Origin of the sequence: Streptomyces sp. 2A115 (assembly GCF_052245575.1) — a bacterium.
Taxonomy (GTDB): domain Bacteria; phylum Actinomycetota; class Actinomycetes; order Streptomycetales; family Streptomycetaceae; genus Streptomyces.
The window spans coordinates 1-17,393 of record NZ_JBQQCG010000016.1 but is presented as its reverse complement, the minus strand read 5'-3'; the positions used below and the strand labels follow the sequence as shown (position 1 = coordinate 17,393).

Here is a 17,393-nt window from a genome sequence, read left to right as displayed (position 1 = left end):
CCTCAACGACGCGGGCGGAGAGGCCTCACGACGTCGTGAAAGGTTTCAACTAGGTTGCCGGGACGTTAGGCAGGTCACGCAGGTCACGTCAATGGGTCCCGACCGAAATTTTCGATACCCAAAGGTCACAACAGAGTCACGGAGAGCCGTATTGACCGGAGGGGTTGACAGCCCTTCGGGTGGCTCATAGCTTCAGCCTGCTGAATCGTTTCAGAGTGCAGTCGTACTGAAGGCGTTCAGACCCGATGTCACCACTGAAGTCACAGGAGCCCTGAAGTGACCGAGCTTGCCGCGGTGAAGGCCGCTCTCAAGACACAGGCAATCGAGACGCCGTCGTGGGCGTACGGGAACTCGGGAACCCGCTTCAAGGTGTTCGCGCAGCCGGGAGTCCCGCGTAATCCTTTCGAGAAGCTGGACGACGCCGCGAAGGTGCACGAGTACACCGGGGTCGCGCCGACCGTGGCGTTGCACATCCCGTGGGACAAGGTCGACGACTACGCGGCCCTGGCGAAGTACGCCGAGGAGCGCGGCCTGAGGCTGGGCGCGATCAACTCCAACACTTTCCAGGACGACGACTACAAGCTCGGCAGCATCTGCCACCCCGATGCCACGGTGCGCCGTAAGGCCCTTGACCACTTGATCGAGTGCGTCGACATCATGGACGCGACGGGTTCGAAGGACCTGAAGCTGTGGTTCGCGGACGGCACGAACTATCCCGGTCAGGACGACATCCGCGAGCGCCAGGACCGGCTCGCCGAGGGTCTGGCGAAGGTCTACGAGCGGCTCGGGGACGACCAGCGAATGCTGCTGGAGTACAAGTTCTTCGAGCCCGCCTTCTATACGACGGACGTCCCGGACTGGGGTACGGCGTACGCGCACTGCCTCAAGCTCGGCCCCAAGGCGCAGGTCGTCGTCGACACCGGGCACCACGCTCCGGGCACCAACATCGAGTTCATCGTCGCCACGCTGCTGCGGGAGGGGAAGCTCGGAGCGTTCGACTTCAACTCGCGCTTCTACGCGGACGACGACCTGATGGTCGGTTCGGCCGATCCCTTCCAGCTGTTCCGGATCATGTACGAGGTGATTCGTGGGGGTGGGTTCACGCCGGACGTCGCGTTCATGCTCGACCAGTGCCACAACATCGAGGCGAAGATCCCGGCGATCATTCGTTCGGTGATGAATGTCCAGGAGGCCACCGCGAAGGCACTGCTCGTCGACGCGGAAGCCTTGGCGGTGGCGCAGCGGTCCGGTGACGTGCTCGGGGCCAATGCCGTGGTGATGGACGCGTACAACACGGACGTGCGGCCGTTGGTGGCGGAGGTTCGGGGGGAGCTGGGGCTGGATGGTGACCCGATCACCGCGTATCGCCGTTCCGGGTGGGCGGAGAAGATCGCTGAGGAGCGGGTGGGCGGACAGCAGGCTGGATGGGGGGCGTGATCGCTGCGTCTCGTCTGGCACGCGAGGACCGTTGCGGGCTGCGGGCCGCATGGGGCTGGTCGCGCCCACGCGGCGGAGCCGCATATGTCACAGTCCCGCGCCCCTGACGGGGCGCGCCCCGCTCCCGCGCCGCTGAAGGGGCGCTCTCCTCGCCCCTTGAACACACGTACACACTCTTCTAAGGACTAGGAACATGGCACCCCATCCCGAAGCCGCCGCTCTGCTGGCCCGCTCGCACCGGCTCGGCGCCGATCCGCGTAACACCAACTACGCGGGCGGCAACACGTCCGCGAAGGGCACCGACACCGACCCCGTGACCGGCGGCGACGTCGAGCTGATGTGGGTGAAGGGGTCGGGCGGCGACCTGGGCACCCTGACCGAGTCCGGTCTCGCCGCGCTGCGGCTGGACCGGCTGCGGGCGATGACGGACGTGTACCCGGGGGTGGAGCGCGAGGACGAGATGGTCGCCGCGTTCGACTACTGCCTGCACGGCAAGGGCGGGGCGGCTCCGTCGATCGACACGGCGATGCACGGGCTGGTGGACGCCGCCCATGTCGACCACCTGCACCCCGACTCCGGTATCGCGCTGGCCTGCGCGGCCGACGGTGAGAAGCTGACGGCCGAGTGTTTCGGTGACAGCGTGGTGTGGGTGCCGTGGCGTCGGCCCGGGTTCCAGCTCGGCCTGGACATCGCGGCGGTCAAGGCGGCCAACCCGCAGGCCATCGGCTGCGTCCTCGGCGGCCACGGCATCACGGCGTGGGGTGACACGTCGGAGGAGTGCGAGCGCAACTCGCTGCACATCATCCGTACCGCCGAGGCCTTCCTCGCCGAGCGCGGGAAGCCCGAGCCCTTCGGTCCGGTCATCGAGGGGTACGCGGCTCTCGGCGCCGGCGAGCGCCGGGACCGGGCCGCGGCGCTCGCGCCGGTGATCCGGTCGCTGGCCTCCCAGGACCGGCCTCAGGTCGGCCATTTCACCGACTCCGGGGTCGTCCTCGACTTCCTCGCGAGCGCCGAGCACCCGCGTCTCGCCGCCCTCGGCACCTCCTGCCCGGACCACTTCCTCCGTACGAAGGTCAGGCCGCTCGTCCTCGACCTGCCGCCGACGGCGGAGCTCGCCGAGGCGATCGCCCGGCTGAAGGAACTGCACGCCGAGTACCGCGAGGAGTACGCGGCCTACTACCAGCGGCACGCCGACGCGGACTCCCCCGCGATGCGCGGCGCGGATCCGGCGATCGTGCTGATCCCCGGTGTCGGCATGTTCTCCTTCGGCAAGGACAAGCAGACCTCGCGTGTGGCCGGCGAGTTCTACGTCAACGCGATCAACGTGATGCGCGGTGCCGAGGCCGTCTCGACGTACGCGCCGATCGAGGAGTCCGAGAAGTTCCGCATCGAGTACTGGGCTCTCGAGGAGGCCAAGCTCCAGCGGATGCCGAAGCCCAAGCCGCTCGCCACCCGTGTGGCGCTGGTGACGGGTGCGGGCAGCGGTATCGGCAAGGCGATCGCCGAGCGGCTGGTGGCCGAGGGTGCCTGCGTGGTCATCGCGGACCTGAACGGGGAGAACGCGTCCGAGGTCGCCTCGGCGCTGGGCGGTCCCGACAAGGCCGCCGCCGTCACCGTCGACGTGACCTCCGAGGAGCAGATCACCGAAGCCTTCAAGGTGGCGGTACTCGCCTTCGGCGGCGTCGACCTCGTCGTGAACAACGCCGGCATCTCCATCTCCAAGCCCCTCCTCGAGACCACCGCCAAGGACTGGGACCTCCAGCACGACATCATGGCCCGCGGCTCGTTCCTCGTCTCGCGCGAGGCGGCCCGGGTGATGGTCCAGCAGCGGCTGGGCGGCGACATCATCTACATCGCGTCCAAGAACGCCGTCTTCGCCGGTCCGAACAACATCGCGTACTCCGCGACCAAGGCCGACCAGGCCCACCAGGTCCGGCTGCTGGCCGCCGAGCTGGGCGAGCACGGCATCCGGGTCAACGGCGTCAACCCCGACGGAGTCGTCCGCGGCTCCGGGATCTTCGCGGGCGGCTGGGGCGCTCAGCGCGCGGCCACGTACGGCATTGAAGAGGAGAAGCTCGGCGAGTTCTACGCCCAGCGGACCATCCTCAAGCGCGAAGTACTGCCCGAGCACGTCGCCAACGCCGTCTTCGCCCTGACGGGCGGCGACCTGACGCACACCACCGGTCTGCACGTCCCGGTCGACGCCGGCGTCGCCGCCGCGTTCCTCCGGTGACGCGGGTGACCGCTGTGAAGTCGTACGCCGCGGTCGACCTCGGCGCGTCCAGCGGGCGCGTCATGGTCGGCCGCGTGGGCCCCGAGTCGCTGGAACTGACCGAGGCGCACCGCTTCCCGAACCGGCCGGTCCGGGTCCCCGAGGGCCTGCGCTGGGACATCCTCTCCCTGTACGGGGGCATTCTCGACGGGCTGCGCGCGGCGGGCGCCCACTGCGGTGGACGGCTCGACTCGGTCGGCATCGACAGCTGGGCCGTGGACTACGGCCTGCTCGACGCGGACGGGGCGCTGCTCGGCAACCCGGTGCACTACCGGGACACCCGTACGCAGGGCGTCGCGGAGAAGGTGTGGGCCACCGTGCCCGCCGCCGAGCTGTACGCCGCGACCGGGCTCCAGTACGCGCCCTTCAACACGCTGTACCAGCTGGTGGCGGCCCGTTCGTCGGCCCAACTGGCGCACGCGAGCCGCCTGTTGCTCATCCCCGACCTACTGACGTACTGGCTCACGGGCGAGGCCGGCACCGAGCTCACCAACGCCTCGACCACCCAGCTGATCGACCCGCGCACCCGCGACTGGTCGCATGATGTCGCGGCACGCCTCGGCATCGACCTGGAGCTGTTCGCCCCCCTGCGGCGTCCCGGCGATCCGGCGGGTCTCCTCCAGCAGCGCGTGCTGGACGAGACCGGGCTGACCGGCCCGGTGCCGGTGACTGCCGTCGGCTCGCACGACACCGCTTCCGCGGTGGCCGCCGTGCCGGCCGTGGGCAACGAACGCTTCGCCTACATCTGCACCGGCACCTGGTCCCTCGCGGGCCTGGAGTTGGAAGCGCCCGTCCTCACCGAGGCGAGCCGCTCGGCCAACTTCACCAACGAGCTGGGCCTGGACGGGACAGTCCGCTATTTGCGGAACATCATGGGGCTGTGGCTGCTTCAGGAGTGCGTACGGGAATGGGGCAGCCCGGACCTGTCCATATTGCTGAGGGAGGCTGCCGAGGTCCCGCCACTGCGGTCCGTCGTGGACGCCGGCGACGCGACCTTCCTGGCCCCCGGCCGGATGCCGTCCCGGATTTCCGAGGCCTGCCGAGACTCGGGGCAGCCTGTACCGGAGTCGCCCGCCGAGATCACGCGCTGCATCCTCGACTCGCTCGCGCTCGCCCACCGCCGGGCGATCCGCGAGGCGGAGTCGCTCGCCGACCACCCGGTCGACGTCGTGCACATCGTCGGCGGCGGCACCCGCAACGCCCTGCTGTGCCGGCTGACCGCCGACGCCTGCGGCCTGCCGGTCGTGGCGGGCCCGGCGGAGGCGGCGGCGCTGGGCAACATCCTCGTTCAGGCCCGGGCACATGGCCAAGTCGGCGACCGTGCGTCGATGCGCGAACTGCTGGTCCGTACGCAGCCGTTGGAGCGGTACGAGCCACGGGGCACCACCGCGGCATGGCAGGCGGCCGAAGCCCGACTCGCCGGGCGATGACACAGAAGCCCGCCCCAGCACCCGCGCCTCTGAGGGGCGCGGTGCGCTATCGATCTGCGGCTCCGCCGCGGGGCGCGCCCAGGCACAAACGCCCCGCGGTCGACGCACCTCATTCCAGCAAAGCGCCTCGCCGCGTACCCTGCACTCATCCGATGATCGATCCCAAGGAGCTGCGATGCGTGTCGCCCTGTTCCTGACCTGTGTCAACGACACGCTCTATCCGGATACCGGCCGCGCAGTGGTGAAACTGCTGACCAGGCTGGGCGTCGACGTCGACTTCCCGATGGCGCAGACGTGCTGCGGGCAGGCGCACTACAACACCGGGTATCGGCATGAGGCCGAGCCGCTGGCTCGGCATTTCTCCGATGTATTCGGTGAGTACGAAGCGATCGTGACGCCTTCCGGGTCGTGCGGCGCGATGGTGCGGGAGCTGTATCCGAGGATGGGCGAGCGAGCGCGCGCCGAGGGCCGGGGGGACACCCTCGCGGCCACGCTCGCGCCGGTCGTGCCGAAGACGTACGAGCTCACGGAGTTCCTGGTGGACGTGCTGGGCGTGACGGACGTGGGCGCGTACTACCCGCACACCGTCACCTACCACCCCACCTGTCACGGCCTGCGCAGCCTGGGCCTCGGCGACCGGCCTCGCCGGCTTCTGCAGTCCGTCAAGGGACTTGAGCTGAAGGAGCTGCCCGGCGCCGACGAGTGCTGCGGCTTCGGCGGCACGTTCGCCGTCAAGAACTCCGATGTATCGGCGGCGATGGGTGCCGACAAGGTGCGTAACGCCGAGTCGACGGGCGCCGAGGTGCTGTGTGCCGCCGACAACTCCTGTCTCATGCACATCGGGGGCACCATGACCCGGCTCAGGACGGACCTGCGGCCGGTGCACATCGCGGAGATCCTGGCGAGCACGGAAGAGGAGCCGCTGGTATGAGCGGGAACAGCGGAAGTGGAGAGGAGCCGAGCGCATGAGCGGTGGCACTTTCGTCGGCATGCCGTCCTTCCCGAAGGCCGCGCACGAAGCCGTCCACAACCAGACGCTGCGCGGCAACCTGCGCCACGCCACCCACACGATCCGCGCCAAGCGTGCCACCGCGGTCGCGGAGGTGTCCGACTGGGCCGAGCTGCGCGAGGCCGGCAAGCAGATCAAGGACCACACACTCCGTCATCTCGACCGGTATCTCGTCCAGTTGGAGGAGTCCGTCACGGCGGCCGGCGGCACCGTGCACTGGGCCGCCGACGCGGACGAGGCCAACCGGATCGTGACCTATCTCGTCAAGGCGACCGGCGAGACGGAGGTCGTCAAGGTCAAGTCGATGGCCACGCAGGAGATCGGCCTCAACGAGGCACTCGAGGCCGAGGGCATCAACGCCTACGAGACCGATCTCGCCGAACTCATCGTGCAGTTGGGCAAGGACCGGCCGTCCCACATCCTCGTCCCGGCCATCCACCGCAACCGCGGCGAGATCCGCGACATCTTCACGAGCGAGATGAGCGAGTGGGGCCGCCCGGCTCCCGAGGGCCTGACCGACACGCCGGCTGAGCTGGCGGAAGCCGCACGCCTCCACCTGCGCGAGAAGTTCCTGCGCGCCAAGGTCGGCGTCTCCGGCGCCAACTTCATGGTCGCCGAGACCGGCACGATGGTCGTCGTGGAGTCCGAGGGCAACGGCCGTATGTGCCTCACCCTCCCCGAGACGCTGATCTCGGTCGTGGGCATCGAGAAGATCGTGCCCCGCTGGCAGGACCTGGAGGTCTTCTTCCAGACGCTCCCCCGCTCCTCGACGGCCGAGCGCATGAACCCGTACACCTCCACGTGGACGGGCACGACCGACGAGGACGGCCCCCAGACCTTCCACCTGGTCCTGATCGACAACGGCCGCACCGACACGCTGGCCGACGAGGTCGGCCGCCAGGCCCTGCGCTGTATCCGCTGCTCGGCGTGTCTCAACGTCTGCCCGGTGTACGAGCGGGCCGGCGGCCATGCGTACGGCTCGGTCTACCCTGGCCCGATCGGCGCCATTCTCAGCCCTCAACTCCGGGGCACGGAAAGCGAGATCGACGCGTCACTCCCGTACGCGTCGTCGCTGTGCGGGGCCTGCTACGACGTGTGCCCGGTCGCCATCGACATCCCGGAGGTGCTGGTGCACCTGCGGGAACGGGTCGTCGAGGGCGGTCCCGCGACCCGGGACGGGGCCAAGGTCGTGCTGAAGCCCGCGAAGGGCCACGCCGCCGAGCGGGCGGCGATGCGTGCCGCACGCTGGGCCTTCAGCCACCCGGGCGCGCTGCGCACCGGCCAGCGGCTGGCGTCCCGGACGCGCCGCTTCCATCCGCGGACGCTGCCCGGGCCCGGCAAGGCGTGGAGCGGCACCCGTGATCTGCCGACGGTACCGGCGGAGCCCTTCCGCGACTGGTGGAAACGTACGAACGGCGGAAAGGACGCGAAGTGAGCAGCAGAGAGCTGATCCTGGCCCGGGTGCGGCGCGCGCTCGCCGATGTCCCACGGGACGACACGCCGTACGACCAGGCGTTTGAGCGCGGGTATCTGCGCGAGCACGGGGACCGGAGTGTCGAGGAGACGGTCGAGCTGCTGGCCGAGAACCTGGCGGACTATCGGGCGATCGTGCACCGCTGCGACACCGACGGACTGGCAGAGGTGATCGCCGGGCTGCTCTCCGCACGAGGCTCGATGTCGGTGCTCGTACCGGTCGGCCTGGACGAGGGCTGGCTGGCGGCGACGGACGTCACCCGTGTTCCGGACCGGCTCGACAGTACGGCGGCGGAACTGGACCGCGTGGACAGCGTCATCACCGCCTGCGCGGTGGCGATCGCCGAGACCGGCACCATCGTGCTGGACGGCGGCCCGGACCAGGGCCGCCGCCGTATCACGCTGGTCCCGGATCACCACGTCTGTGTCGTGCGGGTTCCCGACCAGGTCGTCTCCTCGGTGCCCCAGGGCCTGGAGCGCCTCGACCCGGCCCGCCCGCTGACCTGGATCTCCGGTCCGTCGGCGACCAGCGACATCGAGCTGGACCGCGTCGAGGGGGTGCACGGTCCGCGCACCCTGGAGGTGGTGCTGGTGAGCGGTCGGCCCAGGGCGGACGTCACGTCGTAGAGGGCGAGTGCTGAACCGCGGTGCCGAACGGCGGGCGTGGGAGGCGGCGTTGAACGGACGTCGCGTGTTCCCCGTACTTCAGGGGCAGCGGGCCGGACCGGATCAACGGGACTGCCCCCGCACGCCGTGCCGAGGAGGAGATCCGCCGCATGACCTCACACCGCACCGCCGCTCTCGTCGGAGTGGCCCCGCTCCTGCTCACGGTGTGGGCCGCCGCGCCCGCCGCCGCGCACGGGGCACCGACGGATCCGGTCAGCCGGGTGGTGGCCTGCTCCCCCGACGGCGGGCAGCAGGCGGGGTCGGCGGCCTGCCGGGCGGCCATCGCCTCCGGAGTCGCCGCCTTCGACAACCTGCGCCTCGCCGGTGTCGGCGGCCGGGACCGGGAGGTCGTTCCCGACGGCGAGCTGTGCAGTGGGGGACTCGACGCCTACCGGGGCCTCGACCTGGCCCGCGCCGACTGGCCCGCGACACGGCTCACCGCGGGGGAGAACCTCACGCTCACCTACCGGTCGACGATTCCGCACACGGGCACGTTCAAGCTGTATCTGACGAAGGACGGCTACGACCCGACGAAGCCGCTCACCTGGTCGGACCTGCCGTCCCAGCCCTTCGCGACGGCCACCGACCCGGCGCTCGTGAACGGCGCCTACCGCATCCGGGCGAAGCTGCCGTCCGACCGGACCGGGCGCCATCTGCTCTACACGATCTGGCAGAACACGAGCACGCCGGACACGTACTACTCCTGCTCGGACGTGGTCTTCCCCGGAGCCGAGGAGGGCACTGGTGCGGGAGAGGGCTCCGGTGCCGAGGAGGAGGTGGGTGCCGGGCAGGACGAGGCCGCCGCCCCGGCAACGGAGACGCCCGCGGCGCCGCCGACGAAGCCCGCCCCGGCGGAGGTCACGGGCAAGCCCGCTCCTCCCTCGAAGTCCCCGGCCGACGTCACCGGCACTCCGGTGGAGCCGTCGGACGACGACGTGACCAGCGCACCCGGCGAGGCCGTCTCCTCCGCCAGCTCCGACGACGGCCGAAGTGCTCTGGCCCTGCCCCTCATCGCGGGCGGCACGGCGGGCCTCCTGATCACGGCGGGCGCCGCGTTCACGCTGCGCCGGCGCCGGTGAAGCGCGTGGCTGTGGCGGCGGCAGAAGTCGTACGGCCTCTGAAAATTACGTAACCTCCGGCCTCGTCGGGCGCCTGCGTCACGATCAACTCGCCCGTTCCTTCAAGGACTTGGCGCTCCTTGATCCCGGCCTGGTCTCCGTCGCCCAGTGGGGCCCCGGACCGGCGGAATCCGGCAGCGCCACGGACGACCGTCCCCGCGAGGTCGGCGGCTTCGGCGGAGTGGCACGCAAGCCGTAGAGTGCCTGTTCGGACAGCACGATGTCGATGGCCCCAGTCGGCTCGACTGGCACTCGGTGCGTCCCTTTCGTTATGACAATTGGCTATCTCATGGGGAATACGCGTGCAAACCTGGCGGAGTTGTCTGGAATCGGCGGACGCGCACCGGGGCGAACTGCGGGACGACTACATGAAGGTCGCGCGGTTCATGCGGCGCAGGGAGCCGGCCGCGTATCTGGCGGTGCGGTTGATGGCGCCCGCCTCCTTCCAGCCTCATGTGCTGGCCGGATACGCGTTCGCGTCGTTCACCGATGACATCTGTGACCGGGGAACGGTCCAGGAACGCACGCGCCGCTATGAAGTGTGGGCCGAGCAGGTACGTGCGGCGCTGAGTTCGGGGAGTGCCCGGCATCCGTTGCTGCGTGCGTTCCTTCACACCGCGTCGGCGCGTGAACTGCCGCACCGATGGGTCGACTCGTACCTGACCGGTGCGCGGATCGACCTCGACTTCCAAGGGTTCGCCACCGAGGCCGACTACCAACGGTATGTGGAGCAGCTCAGCTGGCCGTTCCTGATGATCACGTCGGGGCTCGTCCACCGCGGTGGCGGCAGCGCCGAGTTCGCCGCCGCCTGTCGGCTGTTCGCCGACGCGGGCCAGCGTACGGACATCCTGACCGACCTGGCGGAGGACCTGCGGGACGGACGCATGTACCTGCCCGTCAGCGATCTCGACCGGTACGGCATCACACGCTCCGATCTCGAAAAGGGACACGACCTGCCGGGAGTCCGTGCGCTGGTCTCGGCCACAGCCGAAGCCGCGCGCGCCACACTCCGCGAGGCCGGCGTGATTCTCGGTCTCTTCCCGGACGAGCACCAGAGGCTGATCCGTTTCGTGGTGAACCTGCACCATCAGCGACTGGAGTCCGTGACCGCTCTGGGCGCGGCGATCGCCCGGCGTCCGGTGCGGGACCGCCCGGTGGCGTGCCTGCGTCTGCTGGCCGGGCGGTCCCGGTGAGCGCTTCCCCTACGTTGTTCTGCGGGACGTGGTGAGCCCCTCGTATGGTTGGCCCGCCCAGGGGTGCCGGGTGTGGCTGTGAGCGCTTTGCCGCTGGTGGCTTCAACTGATTGGCCGCCCGGCGCCCCACGACGACTCGGCTGCCAATTAGGAATTGCGAATGATCGCTCCGTAGGGAATCGACAGCGAGGTCGTCCGTCGGGAAGCACCAGCAACACCACCGGCATCATCGGCTGCGGCGGCGAGCACGGCGCCATGAGCGAATACCTCCTCATCGAAAACGCCGCCGTCGGCGAGAGCGTCGCCGTCTTCCCCGACACCGTCCCCTACCACGTCGCCGCCCTCAACGAACCCATGGCCGTCGCCCGCCACTGCGTCAACCGCTCCCAAGCCGGCCCCACCGACACCGTCGTCGTCTTCGGCGCCGGACCCATCGGCCTCGGCGCCACCATCTGGCTCAAACTCCGCGGCGTACAGCACGTCGTGGTCGCCGACGTCATCCCCGAACGCCTGCAGACCGCCCTCGCCATCGGCGCCGACGCGGTCATCAACTCCGCCACCGAAGACATCACCGCCCGCCTGACCGAACTGCACGGCCCCGCCGCCAACGCCCTCGGCCAGCCCCGCGCCGGCACCGACATCTACATCGACGCCGCCGGCGCCCCCGCCGTCTTCAACGCCACCATCGCCGCAGCCAAATGGGGCGCCAAAATGGTCATGGTCGCCGTCCAGAAGAAATCCGACACCATCGACCTCGGCGGCATGCTCCGCAGCGAACTCACCCTCATCGCCTCCCAGGGCTACCCCACAGAAATCTTCGAAGTCACCCCCGAACTCGCCCAACACCACGAACGCTTCGCCCAACTCATCAGCCACCGCGTCCGCTTCACCGACGTCGAACAAGCCTTCCTCCTCGCCACCACCCCCGGCGCCGCCGAAAAAATCGTCGTCACCTTCGACGACGAGGACTGAGCCCCAAAGCGACCGGAGAGCCCCCCGCCCAAGGACGGGGGGCCTCGGCGCACTCTGGGCGCGGCGGTCGGCGCAAGCGGGTACCGGTGTCGTGGCGGGCCTTCAGGCCGAGGTGGTTTCAGCGGGCCTTCAAGCCGAGCGCGTCGGCGACACAGCAGTCCGGGCCTTCCAGCTCTCGGCGCAACCCCCAGGCCATCAGGTCATCTGTCCGGGACTCTTGACTCTGTTTGCGACAGTCGCGATCCTCATCCCATTGCTTGTGCGAGTCATGACAATCAATCGTGAGTCGCCATGCCCCTGACAGTCACCCACAGTCACAACGCCCCTGACAGTCACGCTCATCGACTGCGCCCTCCACCGACCGAAGACGTGAGGGATGACCATGACCGGACAGCCGCACCGCAGGCGTAAACCCATCACGGTTCTGTCGTTGCTCCTCATCCTGATGGCCATGACGCTCGGCACCACGTCCAGTTCCGCGGCCGAGACGGACTGGTGGAACCCGGTCGCGCGGCCCGCACCGGACTCCCAGATCAATGCCACCGGTGAGCCCTTCAAGGGAACCGACCCCCAGGGGCAAGTACGGGGCTTGGTCGACGCGCACAACCACCTGATGTCCAACGAGGCGTTCGGCGGCCGGCTCATCTGTGGAAAGCCGTTCTCCGAACTGGGGGTCGCCGACGCGCTCAAGGACTGCCCCGAGCACTATCCCGACGGCTCGCTCGCGGTCTTCGACTTCATCACCAAGGGCGGCGACGGCAGGCACGACCCGGACGGATGGCCGACGTTCAAGGACTGGCCGGCCTATGACTCGATGACCCACCAGCAGAACTACTACGCCTGGGTCGAAAGGGCCTGGCGCGGCGGTCAGCGGGTGCTCGTCAACGACCTGGTCACCAACGGCGTGATCTGCTCGGTCTACTTCTTCAAGGACCGCGGCTGCGACGAGATGACCTCGATCCGCCTGCAGGCGAAGCTGACGTATGACATGCAGGCGTACATCGACAAGATGTACGGCGGGACGGGCAAGGGCTGGTTCAGGATCGTCACCGACAGCGCGCAGGCCCGCTCGGTCGTCCAGCAGGGCAAACTGGCCGTCATTCTGGGCGTCGAGACCTCCGAGCCGTTCGGCTGCAAGCAGATCCTGGACGTTCCGCAGTGCAGCAAGGCCGATATCGACCGCGGCCTGGACGAGCTGCACGAGCTGGGCGTGCGCAGCATGTTCCTGTGCCACAAGTTCGACAATGCCCTGTGCGGGGTCCGTTTCGACGAGGAAGGTCTCGGTACGGCGATCAACGTCGGCCAGTTCCTGTCGACCGGCACTTTCTGGCAGACGGAGAAGTGCACCGGTCCGCAGCACGACAACCCCATCGGGGGCGCGGCGGCACCCGAGGCGGAGAAGGAATTGCCGGACGGTGTGGAGGTCCCGTCGTACGCCGGGGACGCGCAGTGCAACACCCGCGGTCTCACCGAACTCGGCGAGTACGCCGTACGCGGCATGATGAAACGCAAGATGATGCTGGAGATCGACCACATGGGCGTCAAGGCCACCGGCCAGGCCCTCGACATCCTCGAGTCCGAGTCGTACCCCGGTGTGCTCTCCTCGCACAGCTGGATGGACCTGAACTGGACCGAGCGGGTCTACCGTCTCGGCGGCTTCATCGCCCAGTACATGCACGGCTCCGAGGACTTCGTCGAGGAAGCGAAGCGCACGGAGGCGCTGCGCGACAAGTACAACGTCGGCTATGGCTACGGCACCGACATGAACGGCATCGGCGGCTGGCCGGCCCCCCGGGGCGCGGACACCCCGAACCCCGTGCAGTACCCCTTCCGCAGCGCCGACGGCAGTGCCGTCCTCGACAAGCAGACCACCGGCGAGCGCACCTGGAACCTCAACACCGACGGCGCCGCGCACTACGGCCTGGTCCCGGACTGGGTGGAGGACATACGGCTCGTCGGCGGCCAGGGCGTCGTGGACGACCTCCTGCGGGGCGCCGAGTCCTACCTCGGCACCTGGGGGGCGTCCGAGAACCACAAGGCCGGGGTCAACCTTGCCAACGGCTCGTCCGTGTCGGCCAGTTCCTCGGAGTCGAACCCGTTCACCAGTTACGCCCCCGGCAGGGCCGTGGACGGCGACACGGGCACCCGCTGGGCGAGCGACTGGAGCGACGACCAGTGGCTCCGCCTCGACCTCGGGTCCGCACGTCTCGTCAAGCGCGTCACCCTCGACTGGGAGCGTGCCTACGGGAAGGCCTATCGCGTCGAGCTCTCCACCGACGGCACGAACTGGCGGTCCGTATGGTCCACGACCACGGGTGACGGCGGCCTGGACACGGCTAGCTTCACCGGCGTGTCGGCCCGCTATGTCCGCGTCCACGGGCTGGATCGCGGCACCGAATGGGGCTACTCCCTCCAGGAAGTGGGCGTCTACAGCAACTGACAGCACCGAGGTAGGGTCCAGGCCGGGGCGGCCGGATCAGGTCTTCTGATCCCCCCCCCCCCCCCCCGGCCGCCTCCCCCTGCGGGACACGAAAGCGAAGGAAACCCACATGGCCCGGATGCCGTCGGCCGAGCGGCGTCGGCAGCTGACCGAAGCTGCGATCCGCGCGATGACCCGAGACGGTGTCTCCAGGACGACGACCCGGTCCATCGCCGCCGAGGCGGGCGTGTCACTGAGCGTCTTCCACTACTGCTTCGACTCCAAGCAGGCCCTGATCGAGTCCGTCATCACCACGATCACCGATGACTACGTCACGGTGGTGAAGGAAGCGATCCGGCCGAAGTCCACCCTTCGCGAGACTGTCCGGGCCGGCTTCCAGGCCTACTGGGACCATGTGTCCGCCCATCCCGGCGAGCACATGCTCACGTACGAACTGACGCAGTACGCCCTGCGCCAGCCGGGGTTCGAGCATCTGGCACGACGGCAGTACGAGCTGTACTCCGACACCTACGGCGACCTCATCGAACAGCTCCGGCACAGCATGAACTTCGAACTGCGCGTGCCCGTCCCCGTGCTGGCCCGCTACCTGGCCGCCATGACGGACGGACTGACTCTGAACTTCCTCGTTCTCGGCGACGACGCGGCCTGGGCCGACATTCTCGACACGATCACCGACCACGTCGCCGGCCTCGTCCGCGACGAGGCCGAAGTCCGGCAAGAAGTCTGACGCCACGCCACGGCCTTCAACAGTGCCACCCGGCCACAGCACGGCACAGGGTGGACTTGCCGACGCCGGGGTGCTCCCGATCACGGCGACGAGGTGCACGGGAATGACGGCAGTTTCGCACCAGTTCGCTGCCTCTCCTCCTGCCCCTTCCTCGCCCTCCGGACTGGTCACTTCCGGTGGCGGTGGCGGTGGCCCGGCGGCCGTGGCAGGGTCAGCACAACCGTGAACGTGCCGTGGGTGAGGGGAAGTCAGTGGACACGCAGGTGTGGGACGCACTGGTCGCATCGATGAAGAACGCGTACACCGCGGGCCTGGGCGAGGGAGCGGTGCCCCGCCCGGTCATCATGCCGCTGGTGCGCGGCGAGTTGGTCGGCCTGATCCGGGTACGCCCCACCACGGTCGGGCAGGACGCGCTCACCGGCATCGCCGAGCTCTCGAACATCGCCGCGGCGGCCGACGCCGACGAAGTCGTCCTCACTTGGGAGACCCATGACGTCGCCACCGCCTGCGGGCTGCCGGTCGTCGGCCCGGCGCCCTGCCTGAACATGGTGCACGCCACGAAAGAGGGCCACGTCCTCCACCAGTTCCCCTACTCCGAGCAACTCCTGTCCCGCTCCCCCGAGGACGGGACCTCGGCCGAGCCCCAGTGGCTTCCCGCGCTCGCCCCGCGACCGGGCGGCGAGCTGGTCCCGCCGATCCAGGCCGCGGTCAGCTTCTCCTTCACCCCGCTGGAGCTGGACCACCCGTCCCCCTTCGGCGTCACCGTCCTCCTGATGGAAGACGACGGCTACAGCGTGCGCCTGACCGAGACATTCGCCCTCTGACCCGGCGCCGGGGGCGGGCAGTCGGCGGGCCGGACGTCGGCAGCGCCGGGAGTGTCCTTCTCGGGCGCAAGTAGCTAACGCTCTGGCCTCGTCTCCAGGCCCGGGGGCCCGCCGAGCGCACCCTCGGCCGGAAGGCTGGTGGGCCGGGTGCGGAGCACCTCTTCGACGGAGGAGAGGGCGAAGCGGACCGCGCCGGTGATCACGGCCTCGTCTCCCAGGGCGGACAGCCGCCACTGCGGCAGATCGACGAGGAGACTGCCGGCTTCCTCCTCGGCGGCACCCAGGAGGAGTTCCGCCGCCGGAAGCAGTCCGGGGACAGGGAAGAGGCTGGTGCCCAGCACCACGAGCGCCGGGTCCAGTGCGAGCAGCACCGGGGCGATCCCGGCGGCCAGCCTCCGCCCGTACGACGTGATGGCCGCGACCGCTTCCGGATCCCCCGAAGCGGCGCCGCGGACGATGTCGGCACCGGTGTGACGCGCTGGGCCGGCCGGGCCCGGGGCGACGGCGTCCGGGACCAGGGGTTCGAGGCCGGGCTGCGCCGAGGCGCTGCCGGGGAAGCGGATGAAGCCGATCTCACCGGCCGCACCGCGGTGTCCGCGCAGCAGGCGTCCCCCGGTGATGACGCCCGCACCGAGGCGTTCGCCGAGCAGGACGAAGACCATCTCGTCGGCCGCGCCGCCGACTCCGCGCCACTGCTCGCCGAGCGCGGCGAGGTTGGCGTCGTTCTCCACGGCGACCGGGCAGCCCAGGGTGTCGCGGAGAGTTGTGACGATGTCCGCCTCGGCCCAGCCCTTGAGGTTGTCTGCCTGCCGGATACGGGTGTTGCTCCGGTCCACCAGGCCGGGGGTGCCCACCGTCGCGGCCCACACTCGGCGGACGTCGGCTCCGGAGCGGTCGATCGCGCGTCGCACCACCGCGGTCACCGCGCGGGCGCGGGCCGGGCCGCCCAGGTCGGCGCGCACCGCCTTGCGTTCGACGGCCACCGCCTGGCCGTCGAGGTCGGCCAGGCAGGCGCTCACCGAGCGGGCTCGTACGTCCACGCCGATGACGAAGCCCGCGTGCGGGCGGAAGCGGAACCGGCGGGCCGGGCGGCCGGGCGACCGCTGGCCACGGGCGGACACGGCCGGGGCGACCTCGATGAGGCCGCGGTCGGTGAGTTCCTCGACGATCGCCTCAACTGTGGGGCGGGAGAGCTTGGTTGCCTCGGCCAGTGTGGAGAGCCGGGGGTGCGGATCGGTCGAGCGGACAGCGGCGAGGATGGCCGCGGCGTTCGTGGCACGCAGGTCCGCGACGCCCACCACCGCGGGCAGTTCGCGCCCGGGAGAGCTCGGCTCCGGCAGCCCGCCGAGCGGCCACAGCGCCTGCGCGGCGGGGGCCGTGGAAGGGGAGCGGTCCCTGGACGTGGCCAATGATCAACCTCCTGTGGAGCGGCACAACGGGACCGGTTCGGACCGCCCCGACGATAACAATCCAGCCATGAGTCCTTGACGCGTGCCTGGCTCCCTCCGATTATAAAACGCAACTGCGTTATCGAACTACGAGACCCTGCGCCGCCCGCGGGACCCACCGCGATCCCGGCCCCGTCCACGGCGTCCTCATACCCTCCTCGCGCCGCCTCCGTCGCGCCGCACACCATCGCGGCCTCATGCACCACGTCTCCCCCACCGGCCGGCCCCGCCGTCAGCTCCCCCGTCCCGTCACGCCTAGGAGTCTCAATGACGAAGTCAAGCCGCTTGTGTGACCGGCGGGGTGGAGGTGAAGACCCGTCCGTCACGCAGCAGTGCCCACAGAACGCTCGCCCGTCGCCGGGCCAGCGCGATGACCGCCTGGAT

General features: G+C 69.7%; 13 protein-coding genes and 1 pseudogene. 13 read left to right on the top strand and 1 reads right to left on the bottom strand.

Annotated elements, in window-relative coordinates; genetic code table 11:
- Positions 1-276: 276 nt before the first annotated feature.
- The 13 genes and pseudogenes from rhaI to ACTWQR_RS16210 all read left to right on the top strand — a co-directional run bounded on the left by rhaI (position 277) and on the right by ACTWQR_RS16210 (position 15,561).
- Positions 277-1,437, top strand: coding sequence for an L-rhamnose isomerase (rhaI, locus tag ACTWQR_RS16270; RefSeq protein ID WP_443227772.1), 1,161 nt, complete (start codon positions 277-279; stop codon positions 1,435-1,437).
- Positions 1,438-1,630: 193 nt separating this feature from the next.
- The gene (locus ACTWQR_RS16265; protein ID WP_443227771.1) at positions 1,631-3,670 is read left to right on the top strand and encodes a bifunctional aldolase/short-chain dehydrogenase; all 2,040 of its coding nucleotides are present in this window, start codon (positions 1,631-1,633) and stop codon (positions 3,668-3,670) included.
- 14 nt (positions 3,671-3,684) lie between these two features.
- A complete protein-coding gene (locus tag ACTWQR_RS16260) occupies positions 3,685-5,139 on the top strand; it encodes a rhamnulokinase (RefSeq protein WP_443227894.1) in 1,455 nt (484 codons plus the stop codon).
- 175 nt (positions 5,140-5,314) lie between these two features.
- On the top strand, positions 5,315-6,070 hold the full coding sequence (locus ACTWQR_RS16255; protein ID WP_443227770.1) for a (Fe-S)-binding protein: 756 nt from the start codon (positions 5,315-5,317) through the stop codon (positions 6,068-6,070).
- Between the two features lie 34 nt (positions 6,071-6,104).
- Positions 6,105-7,583, top strand: a complete 1,479-nt coding sequence (locus ACTWQR_RS16250) for a LutB/LldF family L-lactate oxidation iron-sulfur protein (protein WP_443227769.1) — start codon at positions 6,105-6,107, stop codon at positions 7,581-7,583.
- On the top strand, positions 7,580-8,248 hold the full coding sequence (locus tag ACTWQR_RS16245; RefSeq protein ID WP_443227768.1) for a LutC/YkgG family protein: 669 nt from the start codon (positions 7,580-7,582) through the stop codon (positions 8,246-8,248). Before ACTWQR_RS16250 ends, ACTWQR_RS16245 begins: the two co-directional genes overlap by 4 nt.
- A gap of 149 nt (positions 8,249-8,397) precedes the next feature.
- On the top strand, positions 8,398-9,366 hold the full coding sequence (locus ACTWQR_RS16240) for a lytic polysaccharide monooxygenase auxiliary activity family 9 protein (RefSeq protein WP_443227767.1): 969 nt from the start codon (positions 8,398-8,400) through the stop codon (positions 9,364-9,366).
- A gap of 40 nt (positions 9,367-9,406) precedes the next feature.
- A pseudogene (locus ACTWQR_RS16235) lies at positions 9,407-9,604 on the top strand (SAM-dependent methyltransferase); the annotation flags it as partial.
- Positions 9,605-9,707: 103 nt separating this feature from the next.
- Positions 9,708-10,598 carry a squalene/phytoene synthase family protein gene (locus ACTWQR_RS16230; protein ID WP_443227766.1) on the top strand — a complete coding sequence of 297 codons (891 nt, stop codon included), beginning with the start codon at positions 9,708-9,710 and terminating at the stop codon, positions 10,596-10,598.
- A 255-nt stretch (positions 10,599-10,853) separates the two neighbouring features.
- Positions 10,854-11,570: a zinc-dependent alcohol dehydrogenase gene (locus ACTWQR_RS16225; RefSeq protein WP_443227765.1), complete on the top strand. Its 717-nt coding sequence runs from the start codon at positions 10,854-10,856 to the stop codon at positions 11,568-11,570.
- Between the two features lie 376 nt (positions 11,571-11,946).
- Entirely contained in the window at positions 11,947-14,010 is a 2,064-nt protein-coding gene (locus ACTWQR_RS16220; protein WP_443227764.1) for a galactose-binding domain-containing protein, read from the top strand.
- 109 nt (positions 14,011-14,119) lie between these two features.
- Positions 14,120-14,737 (top strand): TetR/AcrR family transcriptional regulator, encoded by a 618-nt coding sequence (locus ACTWQR_RS16215; protein ID WP_443227763.1) that lies wholly within the window; start codon positions 14,120-14,122, stop codon positions 14,735-14,737.
- A gap of 251 nt (positions 14,738-14,988) precedes the next feature.
- Positions 14,989-15,561 (top strand): hypothetical protein, encoded by a 573-nt coding sequence (locus ACTWQR_RS16210; RefSeq protein WP_443227762.1) that lies wholly within the window; start codon positions 14,989-14,991, stop codon positions 15,559-15,561.
- A gap of 74 nt (positions 15,562-15,635) precedes the next feature.
- On the opposite strand, the gene ACTWQR_RS16205 is transcribed toward ACTWQR_RS16210, so the two are convergent.
- The gene (locus tag ACTWQR_RS16205; protein ID WP_443227761.1) at positions 15,636-16,970 is read right to left on the bottom strand and encodes an ROK family transcriptional regulator; all 1,335 of its coding nucleotides are present in this window, start codon (positions 16,968-16,970) and stop codon (positions 15,636-15,638) included.
- Positions 16,971-17,393 lie beyond the last annotated feature (423 nt).

Excerpts from the sequence above, each read along its gene's own strand:
- ACTWQR_RS16265 (WP_443227771.1), top strand. The coding sequence starts at position 1,631 with ATGGCACCCCATCCCGAAGCCGCCGCTCTGCTGGCCCGCTCGCACCGG.
- ACTWQR_RS16255 (WP_443227770.1), top strand. The coding sequence starts at position 5,315 with ATGCGTGTCGCCCTGTTCCTGACCTGTGTCAACGACACGCTCTATCCG.
- ACTWQR_RS16250 (WP_443227769.1), top strand. The coding sequence starts at position 6,105 with ATGAGCGGTGGCACTTTCGTCGGCATGCCGTCCTTCCCGAAGGCCGCG.
- ACTWQR_RS16240 (WP_443227767.1), top strand. The coding sequence starts at position 8,398 with ATGACCTCACACCGCACCGCCGCTCTCGTCGGAGTGGCCCCGCTCCTG.
- ACTWQR_RS16225 (WP_443227765.1), top strand. The coding sequence starts at position 10,854 with ATGAGCGAATACCTCCTCATCGAAAACGCCGCCGTCGGCGAGAGCGTC.
- ACTWQR_RS16220 (WP_443227764.1), top strand. The coding sequence starts at position 11,947 with ATGACCATGACCGGACAGCCGCACCGCAGGCGTAAACCCATCACGGTT.
- ACTWQR_RS16215 (WP_443227763.1), top strand. The coding sequence starts at position 14,120 with ATGGCCCGGATGCCGTCGGCCGAGCGGCGTCGGCAGCTGACCGAAGCT.